Source organism: Methylotuvimicrobium sp., assembly GCF_050611805.1.
Classification (GTDB): domain Bacteria; phylum Pseudomonadota; class Gammaproteobacteria; order Methylococcales; family Methylomonadaceae; genus Methylotuvimicrobium.
The window spans coordinates 114,571-132,077 of record NZ_JBNGHF010000005.1; the positions used below are offsets into that span (position 1 = coordinate 114,571).

The following is a 17,507-nucleotide window of genomic DNA, read 5'->3' on the forward strand; positions in this document are numbered from 1 at the left end:
AGTAAACAATCAGTCAATTTATTGCGGTCTGACATAGCCGTAGATATTTCGTTCGAAAAATTCATCCAGCCTGTCGCCGAATGCCGTTAAGCCTTTCAATTCCAACTGAACAAATACGCCGGTTTGCGCTTCACCGGTAGGCTCTTGGCCGGCAAACACATTAATACTATTAATATAACGCCGCCCAATGATTCTAAAACGCCAGCAGCAACTTTCTTTTTCAAAACCAGCGAAGCTTTCCACCGTTCTATCAAACAACATTGAATACTGCCATCGCCCAACCGCATACCAATTATCATAGATCGGCCAGCGAAAAGAGAAGTCCGCCACTTCCGTTAAATCCTGGCGAAAACGATAGCCTAAATTAACCAACTGCTCAGGCCTGTTCGTATAACGCAACACCACCTCGCCTCGGGTTAGGTCGTTTTGTGCATGATCCCACTGCCCGGTTGTCCTCAGCGACAAATGCTCGGTCAATTGCGCACTGAATTCGGCAATCAAATTAGCGAAACTATTGGTCGTCGATTGTTGGTTGACTAAAAGCGGATTACCGGCATCATTGCGATCTCTTGGGAGGCCAGTTCTAGGATCAATATTATCCAGTTCCACTAGCCTATCGCGGAAATAAAAAATTTCGCCGATGCTAAGCCTCATGTTTTCACGACCCGTTCGCGGATCGAGGATTCGATTGGTCAAAGCGGCCGTCACTTGATTGGCATCCTGAACTCTGTCGGAGCCGCTGAAACGGTTTTCCCGGAATATACTATAGAAGTTATAGTCGTATTCTCCGGTATCGAATAACGGAATATCACGCTGATCTTTATAGGGAATATAGAGATAAAACAAACGCGGCTCAATCGTGTGAACATAAGACGATTCGCCTGCGCCGAATTCCCGTTCCAGCGTAAACCCGGTATCGGCCGAAAATATCGGTAAGGTACGGGTAATGCTATCGGGTTTGCCTGCCTCCTGATTTTCCAGCATATATTGAGTGTGTTTGAGTGACAATTTTGGTGTTAAATAAACACCTGCCACTTCTAGCGGAACGGCGACAGCCGGCTCTATATTGAAACGCTGACCGCTAACGCGCTGGTCTTGTTGAAAATAAACATATTCCGACCCCATGGAAACATCTAAAGGCATGAAATCGAATGAATGATTTAAATCCAACCTCGCTTGAGGCAGTCGACGATAGGGTTGATTCTCTTTAGGAATGGTTCTATCCGTCGTCTGATAGCTTTCAAGCTGCGAAAAGAACGATACGCCCGGCATGCTATAACGAATGTCGGCATGGCTTCTTAAAAAACGAGTATCGTTAATCGTAATACTATTGCCCATATCGTCGAAATAATCGTCGTCGGAGACATAATTCGCATCGATCGTCGAAATCAAATTCGGCAAAAATGTCGTGGTATTTTGAATACCGGCGAGATATCGCGTTTTATTGCGTATTTGATCATCCGGCAACACTTCAAATTGTAAGCGGCTATTGGTCATTTCGGACAAATGCCTAAAGTCGCCGCCCCACTGCATGCCTCTATTTGTCATGTATCTAGGACGAAAGGTCAAGTCATAATTAGGTGCGATATTCCAATAATAAGGCAGCGCGATATCGTAGCCGTTTCTATCATTGACGGATAAATTCGGCGCTAAAAATCCGGACTTGCGACGATCATCGAGTGGAAAACTGATATAAGGCGTATAAATAATCGGAACACCCTTAAACTCGAGCCAAGCATGTTTAGCCGAACCTTCGCCGCTTTCCTTGTTCAGCTTTAAGTCCGATGCATGCAAAACCCAATCGGTATTGCCGGGCTTACAGCTTGTGAAGGCGACTTCATTGTAACGTGACAAAACCTTGCTATCTCGGTAGACAGTTCGCGCGCTGCCTCTCAGCGGCGTCGTCGGCGAAATGAACAAAGTATTACGCAACCGGGCCTCATCGCTTGCCAGTTTCAACATCATCGTGTCGCTGTATAAAGACAGCGCATCTTCGCTGTAATAAACGTGTCCTTGCGCATCGAGAGTTTGTGATATGGTATCGTAATGCATGGTATCCGCGGCCATACGCTGATCGGCCCGAACAATATCGACATTACCGAAAAAACCGGTAATTTCATTATCGAAAATTTCCGAATAATCGGCCCGAATATCCATCGGCGTCTCGTCCCGTAGATCTTTGGTCGATAAAAATCCAGGCGGAGCGCCTAATGATGTTGTGCAGTTTTCCCAAGGATCGTAAGGCAATTGCGAATGCATAATATCGAAATTCAGTTCCTGCTCATGATCGAAAGCAGGCGACAATAAGCTGAAGCTACGCCGCTCATCCGGCATCACACGCGGCTTGCCTTTCGGATCGGTACCGGTCAGACTACAATTCCAGGTTTCATCTCCTTCTCCGGCAGCGCAATCCCATCCTGCGGCTCTTGCGATTTTGCGCGGCGGCTCTAACTGAACAATCTCCTGCTGCGGCTGATTTTGCTTATTCGCTTCCAGTGGATTTTTCGCAACCTTGTCGAGACTAGGAACGTTTTTTTGCGTAACGACAGAACTGCCTGCTGCCTCAGTGCTCTCCGAAACCGTAACAGACTTTGAGCTTTCAACAATCGGCACATCGGCCCCGCAAACCCATTCTCCGCTGCCGTTTTGTTCACAATCCCACGCCGGCTCATTCGCCTGAGAACAAGTCGAGCTAACCATTAAGAAAAACAATAAAATGATGCGGCAGTGCATAGGTAAGTATGGGAGTAAGTATGGCTTGATTAGGCTTAAATAGAATAAAATGCCGAACGGACATTCTACCTCAATTTACTCCAGCAATATAACTTAAAGAATCCCATTCCACTATGACCAACGAAGACCCTCGAGCCGCTTTAATGCTCGATTGGCTATCGAACGATCTGTCGCTAGCCATTGACCGTTTTGAACCGGCATCGAGTGATGCCAGTTTTCGCCGCTATTTCAGAATATACTCGCAAGGAACGACTTACATTGTCATGGACGCGCCACCCGACAAAGAAAATCTAGAGGCGTTTATCAAGGTCGCCAAGCTTTTATCCGTTCCCGGTATTCATGTGCCGACAATTTTTCAATCGAACCTCACACACGGCTTTTTATTACTCGAAGACTTCGGTAAAGTTTGCTATTTGGACTGTCTTAAGCCATCGAACGCAGAACGCCTGTATCAATACGCCCTCGACAGTTTGTTTCAACAACAAACACTAATTGCGATCAATAACCTCGAAATTCCTCATTACGATCGATCGCTGCTAATTCGGGAACTAGGCATTTTCGAGGAATGGTTTACTTCGCGCTTCCTGAACACCCCCATCCCCGAACCGCTCGGAACCGATGTCAATGAATTTCTGATTACTTCAGCCTTAGAACAACCCTTAACCTTCGTACATCGTGACTATCATTCACGCAACCTAATGGACCTTGGCGACGACAAACCTGGAATAATCGATTTCCAAGATGCGGTAATAGGCCCGATCACCTACGATTTGGTATCGCTGCTGAAAGATTGCTATATCAGTTGGCCGAAAGCGCAAATCGATCTTTGGAGAAACGGTTATTTTCAGCGCCTTCTTCAACAGGGAACGATCGACTGCAGTCAAGCGCAATTCAAACGTTGGTTCGACCTGATGGGTTTACAGCGTCACTTAAAAGCTATCGGCATTTTCGCGAGATTACACTTACGAGACGGAAAGTCCGCTTATCTTAATGATATCCCTCGAACAATAAATTATGTTATCGAAACCAGCATCCACTATCCCGAGCTATCGGAATTTGCAGGCTTTCTAAACCGGCAAATTCTGCCGGCTTTCAGGAGAAAAACATGAAAGCGATGCTTCTGGCCGCGGGCCGCGGCGAAAGAATGCGCCCTTTAACCAACCGCCAGCCTAAACCTTTATTGATGGTAGGCGGTGAACCGCTTATCGTGCATTTGCTGGAGAATTTGCGCGATGCGGGTTTTAGCGATATTGTAATCAATGTGGCGCATCTGGGAAGCCAAATCATCGACTACCTGGGCGATGGCCGCCGATTTGGCGTGAGCATCGCTTATTCGGACGAGGGCGAAACACCACTGGAAACAGCCGGAGGCATTATCCGCGCTTTGCCTTTGCTGGATAACAAACCCTTTCTGGTCGTAAACGGCGATATCGCAACGAATTTTCCATTTAAAACGCTCAAACAACGCGAAATCGATCTTGCGCATTTGGTTTTAGTCAACAACCCCGAACATCACCCATCAGGCGATTTCGGATTTAACGGCGATCTATTAAGCGATAGTGTTGCCGAAAAATATACTTTCAGCGGTATTGGGCTTTATCATCCGGATTTATTTGCCGAGAGCCGACAAGGCACCCTCAAACTTGCACCGATTTTACGCGAAGCCATGCGTCTAAATAGGGTGTCGGGGGAAATATTTAACGGTTTCTGGATGGATATCGGAACGCCGCAAAGGCTAAAAGAATTAGACCACCTTTATCAACAGCGAGGAACACACCATGTCTGACCATATTTACAAAAAAATCGAATTGACCGGCTCATCATCCGTCAGCATTCAAGACGCCATCGAAAAGGCCGTCGCAAAAGCGGCTAATACGTTGCACGATTTGCGCTGGCTGGAAGTCGTCGAAACCCGCGGCCATATCGACCAAGGCAAAGTGGCGCACTGGCAAGTCACTATTAAAGTCGGGTTTACGCTGAAAGATTAGTCCCATATCTTGATCAGTCAACCGGCGGAACAAACCATAAAATGAACCTACTCCTTTCGTAATGAAAAATCGAGCGACATCATTTTAGTAATGTGAAGGTCGTAGATTTTAGCTCTTTATCTAATTTTTCGATATACGGCGCTCGACAGAGAAAATGCCGGTTCCGGAGAGGGTGCGGTTGCTCGATCGACAGGTGTCGGCGGCAGGGCAGATTTTTGCTCCTGCAAAATCTGCATTGGCGCCATCCTTGGCGCTCGAGCCGCCGTCGAGCCTACATGGATGTATTTACCCAGCACCTAAATTATCTATGTAATCAATCATGGTCAATAGGCCATGGAATTGAGGTGCTGGGTTTACGGCGTCCTGTCGGGCGAGTGACCGCACCCTCCGCCACCAGAGAACTTTCATTTGCCGGGGCGATGGCCGGGCCTTCATGATCGCTATAGAGTGTGTCTATCGAGGACCGCCGTAAAACCTGCACCTAAATTCCATAGCTCATTGGTCATGGTTAATTGTCTTGGATAATTTGAGTGCTGCGCCTTTGACAGCCACCCGGGTGCCGAATTTTGATCTACGATTGGCATATAAGGGTACAAGTCGAATTAGCCGAGTCCATCATTTTGAAAAAGCAATAAACTTTCGGTAAGGCGAATCGTTCTTCCAGGTAAACGCCTCGGTATAGTAATGCAACAACGCTAAATAGCCGATCACACCTAAACTGACCGCTTTACGAATTTCCACGCCGAATAAGAACTCGGTCAGGAACTCAACAGCGGCGTCTCCGTATTGATGCAGAAGGAGAGCTGCCCCAAAAGACAACAGAGGTAAGACCAAAAGCACAGGTATATTGCATACTTGCGCCCAACGATAGATAAAGTTTCGGGCTTGCCTACCATGACGATTATAATCGTGGGTCACATAAAAAGAATAAGCCGTCGCATCATGAACCAATCGAGGCACCAAAATCGCCAGAAAAAAGTATTGCTGAACGAACAAATAGTAAGTGCTCACTATAAGCATGGTATTCGCCCAAAGAAACAGCTTGCCGAGCCCTGTCGTTACATAGCGCTGACACAAAATAGTAGCCAATAAAAGAGCTAAAGTTAAGGTACCGGCGATATGACTAAGCCAATCAGCTTGCTCAGGCTCCAAGCTATTCTTGAGAAAAATACCGAGATAAATCAATAAACCGGCGGCAACACTCAATCCCAACAACAAACGATAAGGCCATGTCGGAAGCTTACAAACGCCTCGCGCAATACCGTGCTGCTGCTTAAGTACATGGTAGACCGTCCAAGCCGCAACCATAATATAAAATACGCGATAAGGAATAAATAGACCGCCGATACCGAAAAATACCGCAAGCACCAACGTCATCATCATGATTCGGTGTCGGTAATACCCGAAGTATTCGCGATTAGTGGTCAAAATCAACGCGCTGGCAATGATATGCGGTGTTCCGAACAACAACTGGAATAACAGGAAATGCTCCGGACGGCTCGGCAACATCTCTCGCAAACTACCTTGCCAAAGTAGAATATCGAACCATTCCACTAATAAACAAATAGGGATAATTGCATAGAAGCCTAATATAAACCGAAAAGAAACTTTAAGCCGATCATCGCTTACCCGCTCTTGGCTTGAAAATAACTGCGCCGACATAATCTTATCCTTTTCTTATAGTTATAGTTAGAATAGCAAGTCAACATACATCGTTTTATACTTTTATTTCAAGTCTAATCTTATGACCTTTCAGTTACATCCACAACTACAAAAAGATTGCATCCGGCTCGGACGCTTGGAATTATGCCAACTACTGCTAATGAACGACAGCCAATTCCCTTGGTTCATTTTAGTTCCTGAAATTGGCGATATCCGTGAAATTTATCAATTGGCGCCTACTGATCGCTCGTTATTACAAGAGGAGTCGTGCCAACTAGCAGAACGACTAGCCGGGCTTTTCAAAGCCGACAAAATGAATGTGGCCGCAATCGGCAATCTGGTACCACAACTGCATATCCATCACATTGTGCGCTATCGCTTGGATAAAGCATGGCCGGCCCCGGTCTGGGGGAAATTCGACGCCGTTCCTTACACGGAACACCAACTGGAAGAGCTGCTTCCAAAGATTAAATCCACATTTGACGACCTTTTAACAAGGGAGCTCTAAACTAATTAACCAAAAACTCGGAAAAAAACACATCTCTAAGGCCGTCGCTATTATCATATTTATTGAGCGCATTCCTAACGGCTTCGACACTTTCCAGGCGCAAGGCTTCCCTTTGCTCCTTGGTTCCCAATTCGTTGGCATTCCGACCGCTATATAACATAATCAATTCGTGCCTTAGCGCCGGCAAATGTTTTTTTATTTTTTCCATATTATCCTTACCCTCTACCATCAATTGCACATTGATCAATAAATATTTTCGAGGTACGTCCAAATTCACGGTAAACTTAGGCGACATTTCCAAATATTCTATGGCCGGCTGTGCATCGTCGGCGGCATCCTGGGCCAAAACCCAACCGGAAAAAATCAACCCTAAAAATAGCAACAAAAAACGCACGCTTAACTCCTGATTAAACAATAATCGCTTAAGTATAAGCCAGTTTTACTCATTTAATTAACAATGTTAACTCGGAAATATGACCACTAATTCCGCAATCGGCCCCATCATGATCGATGTTGAAGGCTTGACTTTAACTACTCATGAGCAAGAAAAGATCTATCACCCCAACACCGGCGCGGTGATTCTTTTTTCCCGCAATTACGAATCACCCGAACAACTTATCGCTTTGATCGACAGCATTCGCAACGCCCGCAAAGGCCCTATACTCATCGCTATCGACCAGGAAGGCGGGCGCGTACAACGATTCAAGCAAGGCTTTACGCGCTTACCGCCGGCCAACTGTTATCGTGAACGGCCCGAACTCGCCGAAGCGGCTGGTTGGCTGATGGCATCAGAAATGCTGTCCGTCGGCATTGATTTTAGCTTCGCTCCCGTACTTGATGTCGATTGCGGCATCAGCGAAGTCATCGGCGACCGATCGTTCTCGCCCGATCCACAACTCACAGCCCAATTAGCGGCCAGCTTTCGCAAAGGCATGCGATCGGCCGGCATGGCCGCAACGGGCAAGCATTTCCCTGGACACGGCGCGGTAGCCGCCGATTCGCATATGGCATTACCGATCGACGAACGGGAACTAAACGAAATCCGAGCCAAGGACTTAGTTCCGTTTAAATTATTAATCGAACAAGGTTTGGAAGCCGTCATGCCCGCGCATGTCGTCTACCCTGCCGTAGACAACATGCCGGCCGGATTCTCCGAAAAATGGCTGCAAAACATCTTACGGCGCGAACTTAATTTCAACGGTGCCATATTTAGCGACGACCTAAACATGGAAGGTGCCGCGATGGCCGGCGATTTTTCCGAACGCGCGAAATTGGCTCAACATGCCGGTTGCGACATGCTATTAGTTTGCAACAATCCCAAAGCGGCCGAACAAGTGCTCGACAGCGTACCGATCAAGAGCGATCCACTCAGAGCACAACGACTTGATGCGATGCGCGGCAAACCCAAAATGACCAGAGCAATTCTCCAAGCATCTAGCCAATGGCAACTAATATCACAACAAATCGCACAACTTTCCAATGAATATGCTTGAAGAAATCGACCACGTCCAATCAACCGCCGACCTACTACACAACAAGCAGGAAGTCGACGCGGCTATTGACACCATGGCTCATAAAATCAACCTACTTCTGGCGGATAGAAATCCTATTTTTCTATGCGTCATGAACGGCGGCTTGGTCATCGGCGGCGAACTCCTGACTCGTTTGACCATTCCCTTGACCGTCGACGCGATAAATGCCAGTCGCTATCAAAACCAAACATCCGGCAGTACTGTTGAATGGGTCTTAAAACCGAGAACACCGCTGCAAGGCAGAACGGTTCTAATCGTCGACGACATTTTAGACGAAGGCATCACGTTGGAGGCGATCTACCGATATTGTTTATCGGAAGGCGCGACTTCGGTCTACAGCGCGGTATTGGTAGATAAGGTTTTAGACCGCGAAAAACCGGTCCAAGCCGATTTTGTCGGACTCTCGGTCGAAGATCGCTACTTGTTTGGCTATGGGATGGATTACAAAGGCTATCTACGCAACATGCCGGGTATTTACGCTTGTCAGGATAACTTAATCGACTAGGACAATGACTATGACACAGTTAGCAATCATCGGCGGAACCGGATTGACTCGTCTTGAAGGCTTGAAAATCATCGAACGAAAATATATCGAAACGCCTTTCGGCATACCTTCGGCCGATTACGTCATCGGCGAGATTGATGAAAAAACCGTCGTCTTTCTAGCCAGGCATGGCGACCCGCATACAATCCCGCCTCATAAAATCAATTACCGCGCAAATATTTGGGGACTCAAAGAGATTGGCGTCCAAAAAATAGTCGCCGTGGCCGCGGTTGGAGGTATTACGTCAAAAATGGCTCCCGCTCATATCGCGGTTCCCGATCAAATCATTGACTATAGCTATGGACGTAAGCACACTTTTTTTGAAGAAGATCTCGAAGAAGTCACGCATATCGACTTCACTAGCCCTTATTCGACAGAACTACGGGAAAAACTGATCTCTGCTGCAGAAAGTGCAAAGATTTCTGTTACGCCAACTGGCACATACGGCTGCACACAAGGCCCACGACTTGAAACCGCCGCTGAAATCCAACGTATGGAACGTGACGGCTGCGACTTAGTCGGCATGACCGGCATGCCGGAAGCCGCTCTAGCCAGAGAGCAACACATTGACTACGCAGCGCTTGCGGTCGTCGCAAATTGGGCGGCAGGAAAAACAGAAGGCGAAATCACTATGACTGAAATCGAACAAAATCTACACAAAGGAATGGCCGATACCGCCAAACTATTAAAAGCGTTTATAGCCCGGTTATAACGCCAACGATTTCTTATATCTTTCACACTTCAAATTTCGGTAGTGCTTGAGGAAGCGCCGGGGTATCCGATCCCTCACCTAACGCTAGGTGAGGGATCAGCATGGATGTATTCACCCAGCACCTAAATTCCATAGCCCATTGGCTATGGTTAATAGTCTTAGATAATTCATCCAGCACCTAAATAAGCCATGATTTTGATTCATTGCCAAAGACCTATGGAATTTAGGTGCTGGATTTAGGTGCTGGGTTCACGGCGTCCTTTGACGGGCACCCCGGTGCCGAATTTTGATATCCGATGGGTATAAATAGAATTTCGAGATAGGTACTATACTTTTCGCTCTTCAAACTTCGGTTCGCGCAACGAACACTACAATTCACTTTGGATTTATAAGTGCTGGTGGGTGTTTTCAACTATTACCGTACACATAGCCTTAAGGAAGCGCAGAGGCGTTGGTCGGATTTTTTCTCAACAAGAAATAACCTCTTGAAAAGTTACTCACAGAAGCTGTGGATAAGTCTGTGAGCAACTTGATGACTTGTTTCTTAAAGCCGCATATTTGTTACAACTTTTGTAAATTGACTACTTTTTACACAAAATCCTTTCGAATTAATATATCAATCACTTACATTGAAAATCTAACACTGAAAGAGCATCGTCTGACTTGCCCTTCATTGACAACACGCCAAAAACGAGCGTGTGTATAAAAGGGTATACCGCCCTCCCTGGCATGCTGAATCCTCGTTCTTAAAACGCACACCCCGATTTCACGCCGAATTTTTTCAATACCATCGCCAACGGGCAAAAACCGGTAAACGACGCTTGAAATAAATTCACACCGACAAATGCGGTAAACCATAACCAGTTCGGTGAATGAAAATGCGCCAAAAGCAGACTTAGCAATATAAAACTGCCGGCAAATGCCATCACTAAACGATCGATACTCATGATTTGTCTCCTCGTGATTTAAGACGCATAGCTTTATTTAAGACGTACAACACCCATAAACTTCAGCATCATTTTTTCATAAAACGGCTCGCTGATGCCCTTTCTGACTTTGCGCATGAAATATTTCTCGAATATGATTTTGGACAGGTGAACCCATTTCCCTTTTTTCGACCAGGTCGTATTTCTCGGCGGTATTTGCGGCACCGCCAGAAATGCAACTCCGGTATCGCCCAAATCGGCCAGACACAATGCACTCAGACTCGGCTTGTCGGAGGGCTCTTTTCCGGCCAATTCATCACGGATATTATGCGCGGTCGCCGTTACCATAGACTCGATCATGTAACCGGTTTTAGGAGTACCTGTGGCGACCGGTGTTTTTTCAACCGGTGGAATCGCCACACAAACACCGACCGAGTAAATATTTTTAAAAGTCGGATTGCGCTGATATTCATCGACGACGACAAAGCCCCGCGGATTCATCAAGCCTTCGACGCCACAATTACGCACCGCATCAACCCCGGTAAACGCCGGTAACATCATGGAATGCTTGAATGGCAATTCATGCTTTTTCTTCTCGTTGCCGTCGTCATCGACTTCTGTCACATACATCATGCCTTGTTCGATACGATCAACTTTCGCGTTAGTCACCCACTTGACCGTTCTATCTCTTAAAACGCTTTCTAACATGCTTTTGGTGTCACCGACACCACCTAAGCCTAAATGTCCGATGTAGGGTTCCGATGTAACGAAAGTCATCGGCACCTTGTCGCGTATTTTGCGTTTACGCAGCTCGGTCTCTAGGATCATCAAATATTCATAAGCGGGACCGAAACAAGATGCGCCCTGCACAGCGCCGACGATGATCGGGCCTGGGTCTTCCATAAACTTATCCCAATCCTGAGCAGCCACGGCTGCATGATCGACATGACAAACCGAAGTCGTATAACCTTCCGGACCTAGTCCCGGCACCTCATCGAAGGCAAGGCGGGGTCCTGTTGCAATCACTAAATAATCGTAATCGACCGCAGTACCGTCGTTTAAATGAATTTGATTGTTGGGAGGATCGACCTTCACGGCCGCTTTTTGAATGAATTCGATCCCTTTTTTCTGCATAATCGGAGCTAATTCGATTTTCAGATCTTCCGGTTTACGCCATTTCGGCGGCACCCAAGGATTCGAAGGTACGAAATGGAACGTCGGAGAATCGGATATCACGGTGACTGTGTGATTATTTTTAACCAACTCTTTCATTTCATAGGCCATCGGAACACCACCGATACCGGCACCTAATATTACAATTCTAGCCATAAATTTCTCCTCGTGATGAATCAAAATGCACTATTATTCTTGTTGAAGACTTCGCACGACCACATTTGCTGGTAAGCTGACACGATCTTTTGCCCGGTAGCTGCTGCGTTACCTACATAAATGTAGGCAAGGGGCGTAGCAGGAGCGGAAGCTTTGCGAAAACAATTGCATAGCTTATCGCCTGTTTTGGCGCCTTGCTCGCGAACAAAATAACATTGTCATAAAAGCCGAAAACATGACCTTGCAAAGTTATACATTTCGATCGATTTGGTTTAATTCAGAAAACGTTGACGTTTCCGTTTTTGGACTTGGAAAACAAATTCCCAATCAATAACATTTTCAATAACCGCATGTCACTGAAAATGTCGGCACCTCATTGTGCCGATTCAAAGATACACCGGCTTGGAACGAAACTTAACCCTACTTAACATTTGTCGTTCATAAAATATTGAAAAACAAAAAACAACAAATATTACGACACTACATTGATTAAAACCGGGTTAGGATCGTCATCATTCAAACGCAAACATTCAACAATGAAAACATAAATGTTTGGAACCAGCGTTACCCAAAGAATATTAGCATTTACTAAAATACGCAAATTTATTTTTACTCTTGGCCTTCCCGCAGTGAAAAAATCCTTCTTACTAAAACACCTCCTCATCATAGCGCTTTTACCGACGCTGATGAGCAACCTCGCACAAACCGGTGTGCTGTTAGCAGAATATCAAGCGATACGGAACAGTCAGGCGCAACAAGCATTCATTGAACCGGCCCAAGAAATCTCGATGACACCATTGCTTAAACGGATCAAGATCAGCGCTCTCATCGGTTTTGTCTCGGTTTTAGCTGCAGGATTAGTCGCCCTAGCGGCTTACCGGCGCCTTAAACAGAACAGCCCCAACGATAACGAAGCCTCCGGCCCAACCACCACTCGTAACCATCCATTGGATATGACGAATCCTGGCGATCAAAAGAAACCTTCCCTATCGCCCCGTAAATTTTCAATATTAATCGCCGACGACAATTCCATTAACCGCTTACTGTTCGTCAATCAATTGCAAGATCATTGCGATCAAATTACCGCGACAGAAGATGGAATAGAAGCTTTGAATTATCTAAAGAGCAAACAATTTAACCTGGTTTTTTTAGACCTACAAATGCCGGGCCATAACGGCTTTGAATTAATTGAAACCCTCCGACATACCGAAAATCCGAATAGGGATACTCCCGTTATCGCCGTAACGGCGCATGCTTTACCAAACCAACGCAAAGACATCATCGCCCTTGGCTTCGACGAATGTCTTATTAAACCGATTTTATCCGAGCAACTAGAGGAAATCGTCGCCCTCTGGCGCCCCACCGAACCTCGTGAGGCTTTAAGCGACTCTCCAAAGCAGGCCGGTTATGCGCAGCAACTCCTGGCTAAAACCGCTTACGACCGAGACTTGGCATTAACCATCTTAAACAAACTATACGAGGAGCTTCCTCAACAACTTGACTCAATTCAAAAAGCACTACGCCATCGACAATGGCAACAAGCCTTATCTATTACCCATAAGCTGCACGGTTCGGTCAGTTTCTGCGGTTTAACGGATATCCGTCAACAGGCCTTAACATTAGAACAAAATTTAATTTCGAAAGACTTCCTCGAAACAGACCGGCATTTCGATAAATTACAAGCTTTGATTCAACAATTCATTACAAAAAAAACCGAACTTATCGAGGAATTGTCGGATAAAAATAGCGCCTGAAAAACAGAGACGCGCCTCTAACGTTTATAAACCTGATTTCGACAGTTTATACCTTTCGCGCTTCAAATTTCAGCTGTGACTAAAAAGGCTCCGAGGTACTCGGTCCTCACCTAGCATTAAGATTTCGTGAAAAATAACTTCCTGGAGCTATGAGATTTGTAGCGGTTTTGGTAACTCGCTTGACAGAACGCCGTAACCCCAGCATCTAAATTCCATTATTCATTGACTGTGGTTAGCTATCTCGGATAATTTAGATGCTGGGTTCACAACGCGGCGCCCTTTGATTCCCTCTTCGATGGCAACTATTGATCTACGATAGGCATATAAACTCCAACAATACAGCCGAGCGAAGTATAATCGAATCAATAACAACCAATACAAGAATACTATGTCCAAATTTAACCTTGCCATACACCATATTAGTCTTATCGTCTCCGATACCGAAAAGTCCTTGTATTTTTACCGGGATATATTAGGACTTCAACAAACAGAACGGCCGAACCTTCCATTCCCGGGCGCTTGGCTTCAGCTTGGCGAACAACAAATTCATTTATTGGAACTGGAGAATCCCGACCCAACTTCTGGTCGGCCAGTCCACGGAGGAAGAGATCGCCATGTCGCATTAACATGTTCGGACCTATCTCCTGTCAAGGAAGCCCTCGATAACAGCGGCTTTCGGTATACATTGAGCATTTCCGGACGCCAAGCATTGTTTTGCCGGGATTTTGACGGTAATGCCATTGAAATAATCGAACGACCGAAAACCGAATAAAAAAGACATTTAGAAAATAGTCAATAATGACCTTCCAATACACTATGCACGGTTACTCGCTTAACAGGACGCCGCAAACCAATACCTAAATTCCATAGCCTATTGGCCATGATTGATTACATAGATAATTTAGGTGCTGGGTAAATACCTCCATGTAAGCTTGACGGCAACGACTGATTGCCAAGGATGGCGTGTATTAGGGCAATGCAGGCGCAATTGCCGAGGAGCAAAAATCTGCAAGCGCCAAGGATGGCGTGAATGCAGATTTTGCAGGAGCAAAAATCTGCCCTGCCGCCGACACCTGTTAATCGAGCAGCCGAACCCTGCTTCAATCATCGGCTCGATATTGACCAAGGAAAGTTATTCAGAGACCTATTTCAAGCTGGCTCTGAATTTTTAAGCGATTTCAACTATTAACGCGAACATAACCTATAAAAAAGGCCCGATAACGGGCCTTTTTTATTTCAATTCATCGAGAATCGATTGAGCGATCTTTTTTTGTTCCGAACTTCCCTTATCCAATACTTCCTGTGCGATATCCTTAGCGGCATCACTATCTCCCATATCGATATAAGCTCTGGCAAGATCGATTTTGGTTTCGAATTCATCCATATCGGTCAGATCGGAAACCCCTAAATCAAGATCGTCCGGAAAACTATCATCATTCCCTTTCTTAGGTGTCGAATCCAAATCGAAGTCGAAATTAAAATCAAAACTGATATCACCCTTTTCCTCTTCGGTCACACCGGATACGTCTTCGGCCATAGTTTCATTTTCGTCGAAAGTGATGTCGAATTCATCCATCGCAGAAGAATCAGCAGCATCAGTCTTTTTCTCCGTATCGGCATCGAAGGTTTCAAAATCGAACGATTCAAATTCTTCAGAACCCAAGGCATCCGTTTCTTTCTCTGCAGGTGCTTCTGCTTCCGGACTCAAATCAAACTCGATCTGATTATCGTACTGCCGATTCTGCTCCGATGTTTGCTGTTTTGAAGCCTCAGATGAGCGATCCTCCGGCTCGGGCACCGAAAAATCAAAACCCTCCAAATCGAAATCGAGGCTGTTATCCGACTTTTCAGCTTCCAATTCTTCATCTTTTAAAGGCGATTGTTCTGTTTCAGACTCAAGCTCATCGAACTCAGGCAGATCGAAATCGAAACGATTGTCCTCAGTTATATCAGTCGAATGAGCGGGATCGACTTCCTTAGAATCTTTGTTAATCGTCGAGTCATCCTCGTCCCCCGTGTCAATATCGTCCGTGAATAAAACCGATCCCGGACTAATTTCACTAGCCATCTCAGTAACTTTTGCCCAAAAATCGATATTTTCGTTTTTTCCGGCTTGCTTCAGTTCATTAGCATAACTTTCGAAACCATCCTTGTTTTCGTTCGCGTAAAAAATCTCTAACAGTTTCAATTTGTAATCGTCATTCTCAGGGTGTTCGGCAATCGCTTGTCGAATTAGCCCTTCGGCTTGTTGATAACGACCATATGCCAAATAAACATCAGCCTCGGAAATCGGGTCGACTTCATGCTGGTCGCTGTCGAAAGCGTCAAAATCGCTAGGAGTAAATTCGCTTAAGAACGAACTTTCACCAACGGTACCTACATCATAGGCAGATTCATCTTCCGTGGCCAATAAATTCAACTCATCATCAGAGCTGGGCAGACTAATCTGTGATGATGCTGCGAACATACTATCCGTATCGGTTTCTTTTTCGGTTTGGCGCTTCCTCAACCACAACCAACCTAAACCACCTAACAAACCGGCGCCGAGCAGTGCTATTATCGCATAATAAAAGGAATCCAGAAGTTCGCTTACAGGCTCTTGCGCCACAGCTTGCGGCGATTTTGCTACCGGACGGGAAGGCGGAGCGGTTTCCTTTACAGGAGGCGTCACAACAGGAGAGGGTGGCATCTCAACAACTTTTTCGGATGGTTCTTTATGCTGCAAAGCGGCTAGCTGTTCGTCTTTTATAGCTAGCATTTGCTGCATCACCGTTAATTGTTCCTCCAACTTCTCCAATCGCGCACGCAATTCCGCATCATCTCTGCTTGGCTCATCCCCGTCGACTTTGCCAGGATCGACTGGTTGCAACAAGCTATCATCCCTTTCACCGCTGACAACGCGTTCGGACTCTTCAACATCTTCTTGAGCAGGGGCAACGAGTCTCAATTGGGAGTCGATAACTTCCTCGTCAACCGGCGCCTCCGTTGCTACCGCAAGCTGACCTCTCCACACTTGATTTTGCCGACCATACTCCGCAACTGCTTGCCGGTGAGAAAGCTTCAGTATGACCTCTCTTTCCGGAACCTTAAGCCGTACTCCCGCCATTAATGCATTGATATTATCTTTGTAAAATGCGCTCGGATTATTCTCGAAGAGCGCTATCATGGTCTGTTCAACCGAGACATCGTTAGAAGGCCTAACTTTTGAGGCAATTGACGAAAGCGTTTCATTTCTGCCAACCGGTCCATACACGCCCGATGCAGGCACGCGTTCCTCTTCACGACGCGGAGCAGCAGGTTCTACCGGACGCTCAACGACTCGTGCATATTCTTGCTCGGCAGGTGTCACACCGTAATCGCTAGGAACCGGCAATACAGGCTGTTGATAAGTTGCGGGCGGGTCGACCAAAACGGTGAACTCACGATACAGCGTCCCTTTCGGCCAGCTCACCTCAATCAAAAAATCTAAAAAAGGCTCCTTGAGTACCTCAGTCGAACTGAGTTTAATAACCGCGCGCTTATTAGACACGGTAACCAGGTTGAATTTAATTTTGGAAAGAAAATAGCTCCACGGTAGTCCCGCCTCATCGAATTTATCGGGAGGCGCGAGCTTGACGGTAATGTCGGCCGAATTTTCGTCAGGCGAAAGCATCAATGCAATCTCTGCATCAAGGCTTTGATTAAGGGCCGAGTGCAATGTGATATCGCCAACTCCCAACGGAAGAACACTAGTCGGGGTCATCAACGATAAAAGCGCTATGGATTTAGTCAGTTTGCGCACATTGCTCTCCTTCATACACATATACCACAATCTATTAC

The 17,507-nt window shown here is 46.1% G+C and carries 15 protein-coding genes; 9 read left to right on the plus strand and 6 right to left on the minus strand.

Translation table 11 applies throughout. From position 1 onward, the window contains the following. Positions 1–18 precede the first annotated feature (18 nt). Positions 19–2,700 carry an LPS-assembly protein LptD gene (locus ACRJJO_RS04415; protein ID WP_431064698.1) on the minus strand — a complete coding sequence of 894 codons (2,682 nt, stop codon included), beginning with the start codon at positions 2,698–2,700 and terminating at the stop codon, positions 19–21. A gap of 146 nt (positions 2,701–2,846) precedes the next feature. On the opposite strand from ACRJJO_RS04415, the gene ACRJJO_RS04420 reads away from it, so the two are divergent. From ACRJJO_RS04420 to ACRJJO_RS04430, 3 genes are read left to right on the plus strand one after another with little or no spacing between them, the layout of a single operon-like run. Then, positions 2,847–3,842, plus strand: coding sequence for an aminoglycoside phosphotransferase family protein (locus tag ACRJJO_RS04420; protein ID WP_431064699.1), 996 nt, complete (start codon positions 2,847–2,849; stop codon positions 3,840–3,842). Continuing rightward, on the plus strand, positions 3,839–4,519 hold the full coding sequence (gene murU, locus ACRJJO_RS04425; protein WP_431064700.1) for an N-acetylmuramate alpha-1-phosphate uridylyltransferase MurU: 681 nt from the start codon (positions 3,839–3,841) through the stop codon (positions 4,517–4,519). The genes ACRJJO_RS04420 and murU overlap by 4 nt, the downstream gene beginning before the upstream one ends. Next, positions 4,512–4,721: a dodecin gene (locus tag ACRJJO_RS04430; RefSeq protein ID WP_341326473.1), complete on the plus strand. Its 210-nt coding sequence runs from the start codon at positions 4,512–4,514 to the stop codon at positions 4,719–4,721. Before murU ends, ACRJJO_RS04430 begins: the two co-directional genes overlap by 8 nt. A gap of 615 nt (positions 4,722–5,336) precedes the next feature. On the opposite strand, the gene ACRJJO_RS04435 is transcribed toward ACRJJO_RS04430, so the two are convergent. After that, positions 5,337–6,383, minus strand: a complete 1,047-nt coding sequence (locus ACRJJO_RS04435) for a hypothetical protein (RefSeq protein ID WP_431064701.1) — start codon at positions 6,381–6,383, stop codon at positions 5,337–5,339. Positions 6,384–6,465: 82 nt separating this feature from the next. On the opposite strand from ACRJJO_RS04435, the gene ACRJJO_RS04440 reads away from it, so the two are divergent. Next, positions 6,466–6,891, plus strand: coding sequence for an HIT domain-containing protein (locus ACRJJO_RS04440; protein WP_404359746.1), 426 nt, complete (start codon positions 6,466–6,468; stop codon positions 6,889–6,891). Position 6,892: 1 nt separating this feature from the next. Here the strand turns inward: ACRJJO_RS04440 and ACRJJO_RS04445 are convergent, their stop codons facing one another. Further along, the gene (locus ACRJJO_RS04445; protein ID WP_404359745.1) at positions 6,893–7,285 is read right to left on the minus strand and encodes a flagellar basal body-associated FliL family protein; all 393 of its coding nucleotides are present in this window, start codon (positions 7,283–7,285) and stop codon (positions 6,893–6,895) included. A gap of 79 nt (positions 7,286–7,364) precedes the next feature. Between ACRJJO_RS04445 and nagZ the strand changes: the two genes are divergently transcribed. Genes nagZ through ACRJJO_RS04460 form a run of 3 tightly spaced genes read left to right on the plus strand, consistent with a single transcriptional unit; the run spans position 7,365 to position 9,679 of the window. Further along, a complete protein-coding gene (gene nagZ / locus ACRJJO_RS04450; protein ID WP_431064702.1) occupies positions 7,365–8,384 on the plus strand; it encodes a beta-N-acetylhexosaminidase in 1,020 nt (339 codons plus the stop codon). Then, on the plus strand, positions 8,377–8,928 hold the full coding sequence (locus ACRJJO_RS04455) for a hypoxanthine-guanine phosphoribosyltransferase (protein WP_431064703.1): 552 nt from the start codon (positions 8,377–8,379) through the stop codon (positions 8,926–8,928). The genes nagZ and ACRJJO_RS04455 overlap by 8 nt, the downstream gene beginning before the upstream one ends. A gap of 10 nt (positions 8,929–8,938) precedes the next feature. Then, positions 8,939–9,679, plus strand: coding sequence for an S-methyl-5'-thioinosine phosphorylase (locus ACRJJO_RS04460; RefSeq protein ID WP_431064704.1), 741 nt, complete (start codon positions 8,939–8,941; stop codon positions 9,677–9,679). A gap of 746 nt (positions 9,680–10,425) precedes the next feature. On the opposite strand, the gene ACRJJO_RS04465 is transcribed toward ACRJJO_RS04460, so the two are convergent. Together ACRJJO_RS04465 and ACRJJO_RS04470 are read right to left on the minus strand one after the other, a co-directional pair. Next, on the minus strand, positions 10,426–10,626 hold the full coding sequence (locus ACRJJO_RS04465) for a YgaP family membrane protein (protein WP_431064705.1): 201 nt from the start codon (positions 10,624–10,626) through the stop codon (positions 10,426–10,428). A gap of 33 nt (positions 10,627–10,659) precedes the next feature. After that, positions 10,660–11,934 (minus strand): NAD(P)/FAD-dependent oxidoreductase, encoded by a 1,275-nt coding sequence (locus ACRJJO_RS04470; protein WP_431064706.1) that lies wholly within the window; start codon positions 11,932–11,934, stop codon positions 10,660–10,662. 686 nt (positions 11,935–12,620) lie between these two features. On the opposite strand from ACRJJO_RS04470, the gene ACRJJO_RS04475 reads away from it, so the two are divergent. Together ACRJJO_RS04475 and ACRJJO_RS04480 are read left to right on the plus strand one after the other, a co-directional pair. After that, entirely contained in the window at positions 12,621–13,688 is a 1,068-nt protein-coding gene (locus ACRJJO_RS04475) for a response regulator (protein WP_431064707.1), read from the plus strand. Between the two features lie 388 nt (positions 13,689–14,076). Further along, positions 14,077–14,460 carry a VOC family protein gene (locus tag ACRJJO_RS04480; protein ID WP_431064708.1) on the plus strand — a complete coding sequence of 128 codons (384 nt, stop codon included), beginning with the start codon at positions 14,077–14,079 and terminating at the stop codon, positions 14,458–14,460. 459 nt (positions 14,461–14,919) lie between these two features. On the opposite strand, the gene ACRJJO_RS04485 is transcribed toward ACRJJO_RS04480, so the two are convergent. Then, positions 14,920–17,469 carry a FimV/HubP family polar landmark protein gene (locus tag ACRJJO_RS04485; RefSeq protein WP_431064709.1) on the minus strand — a complete coding sequence of 850 codons (2,550 nt, stop codon included), beginning with the start codon at positions 17,467–17,469 and terminating at the stop codon, positions 14,920–14,922. Positions 17,470–17,507: the final 38 nt, after the last annotated feature.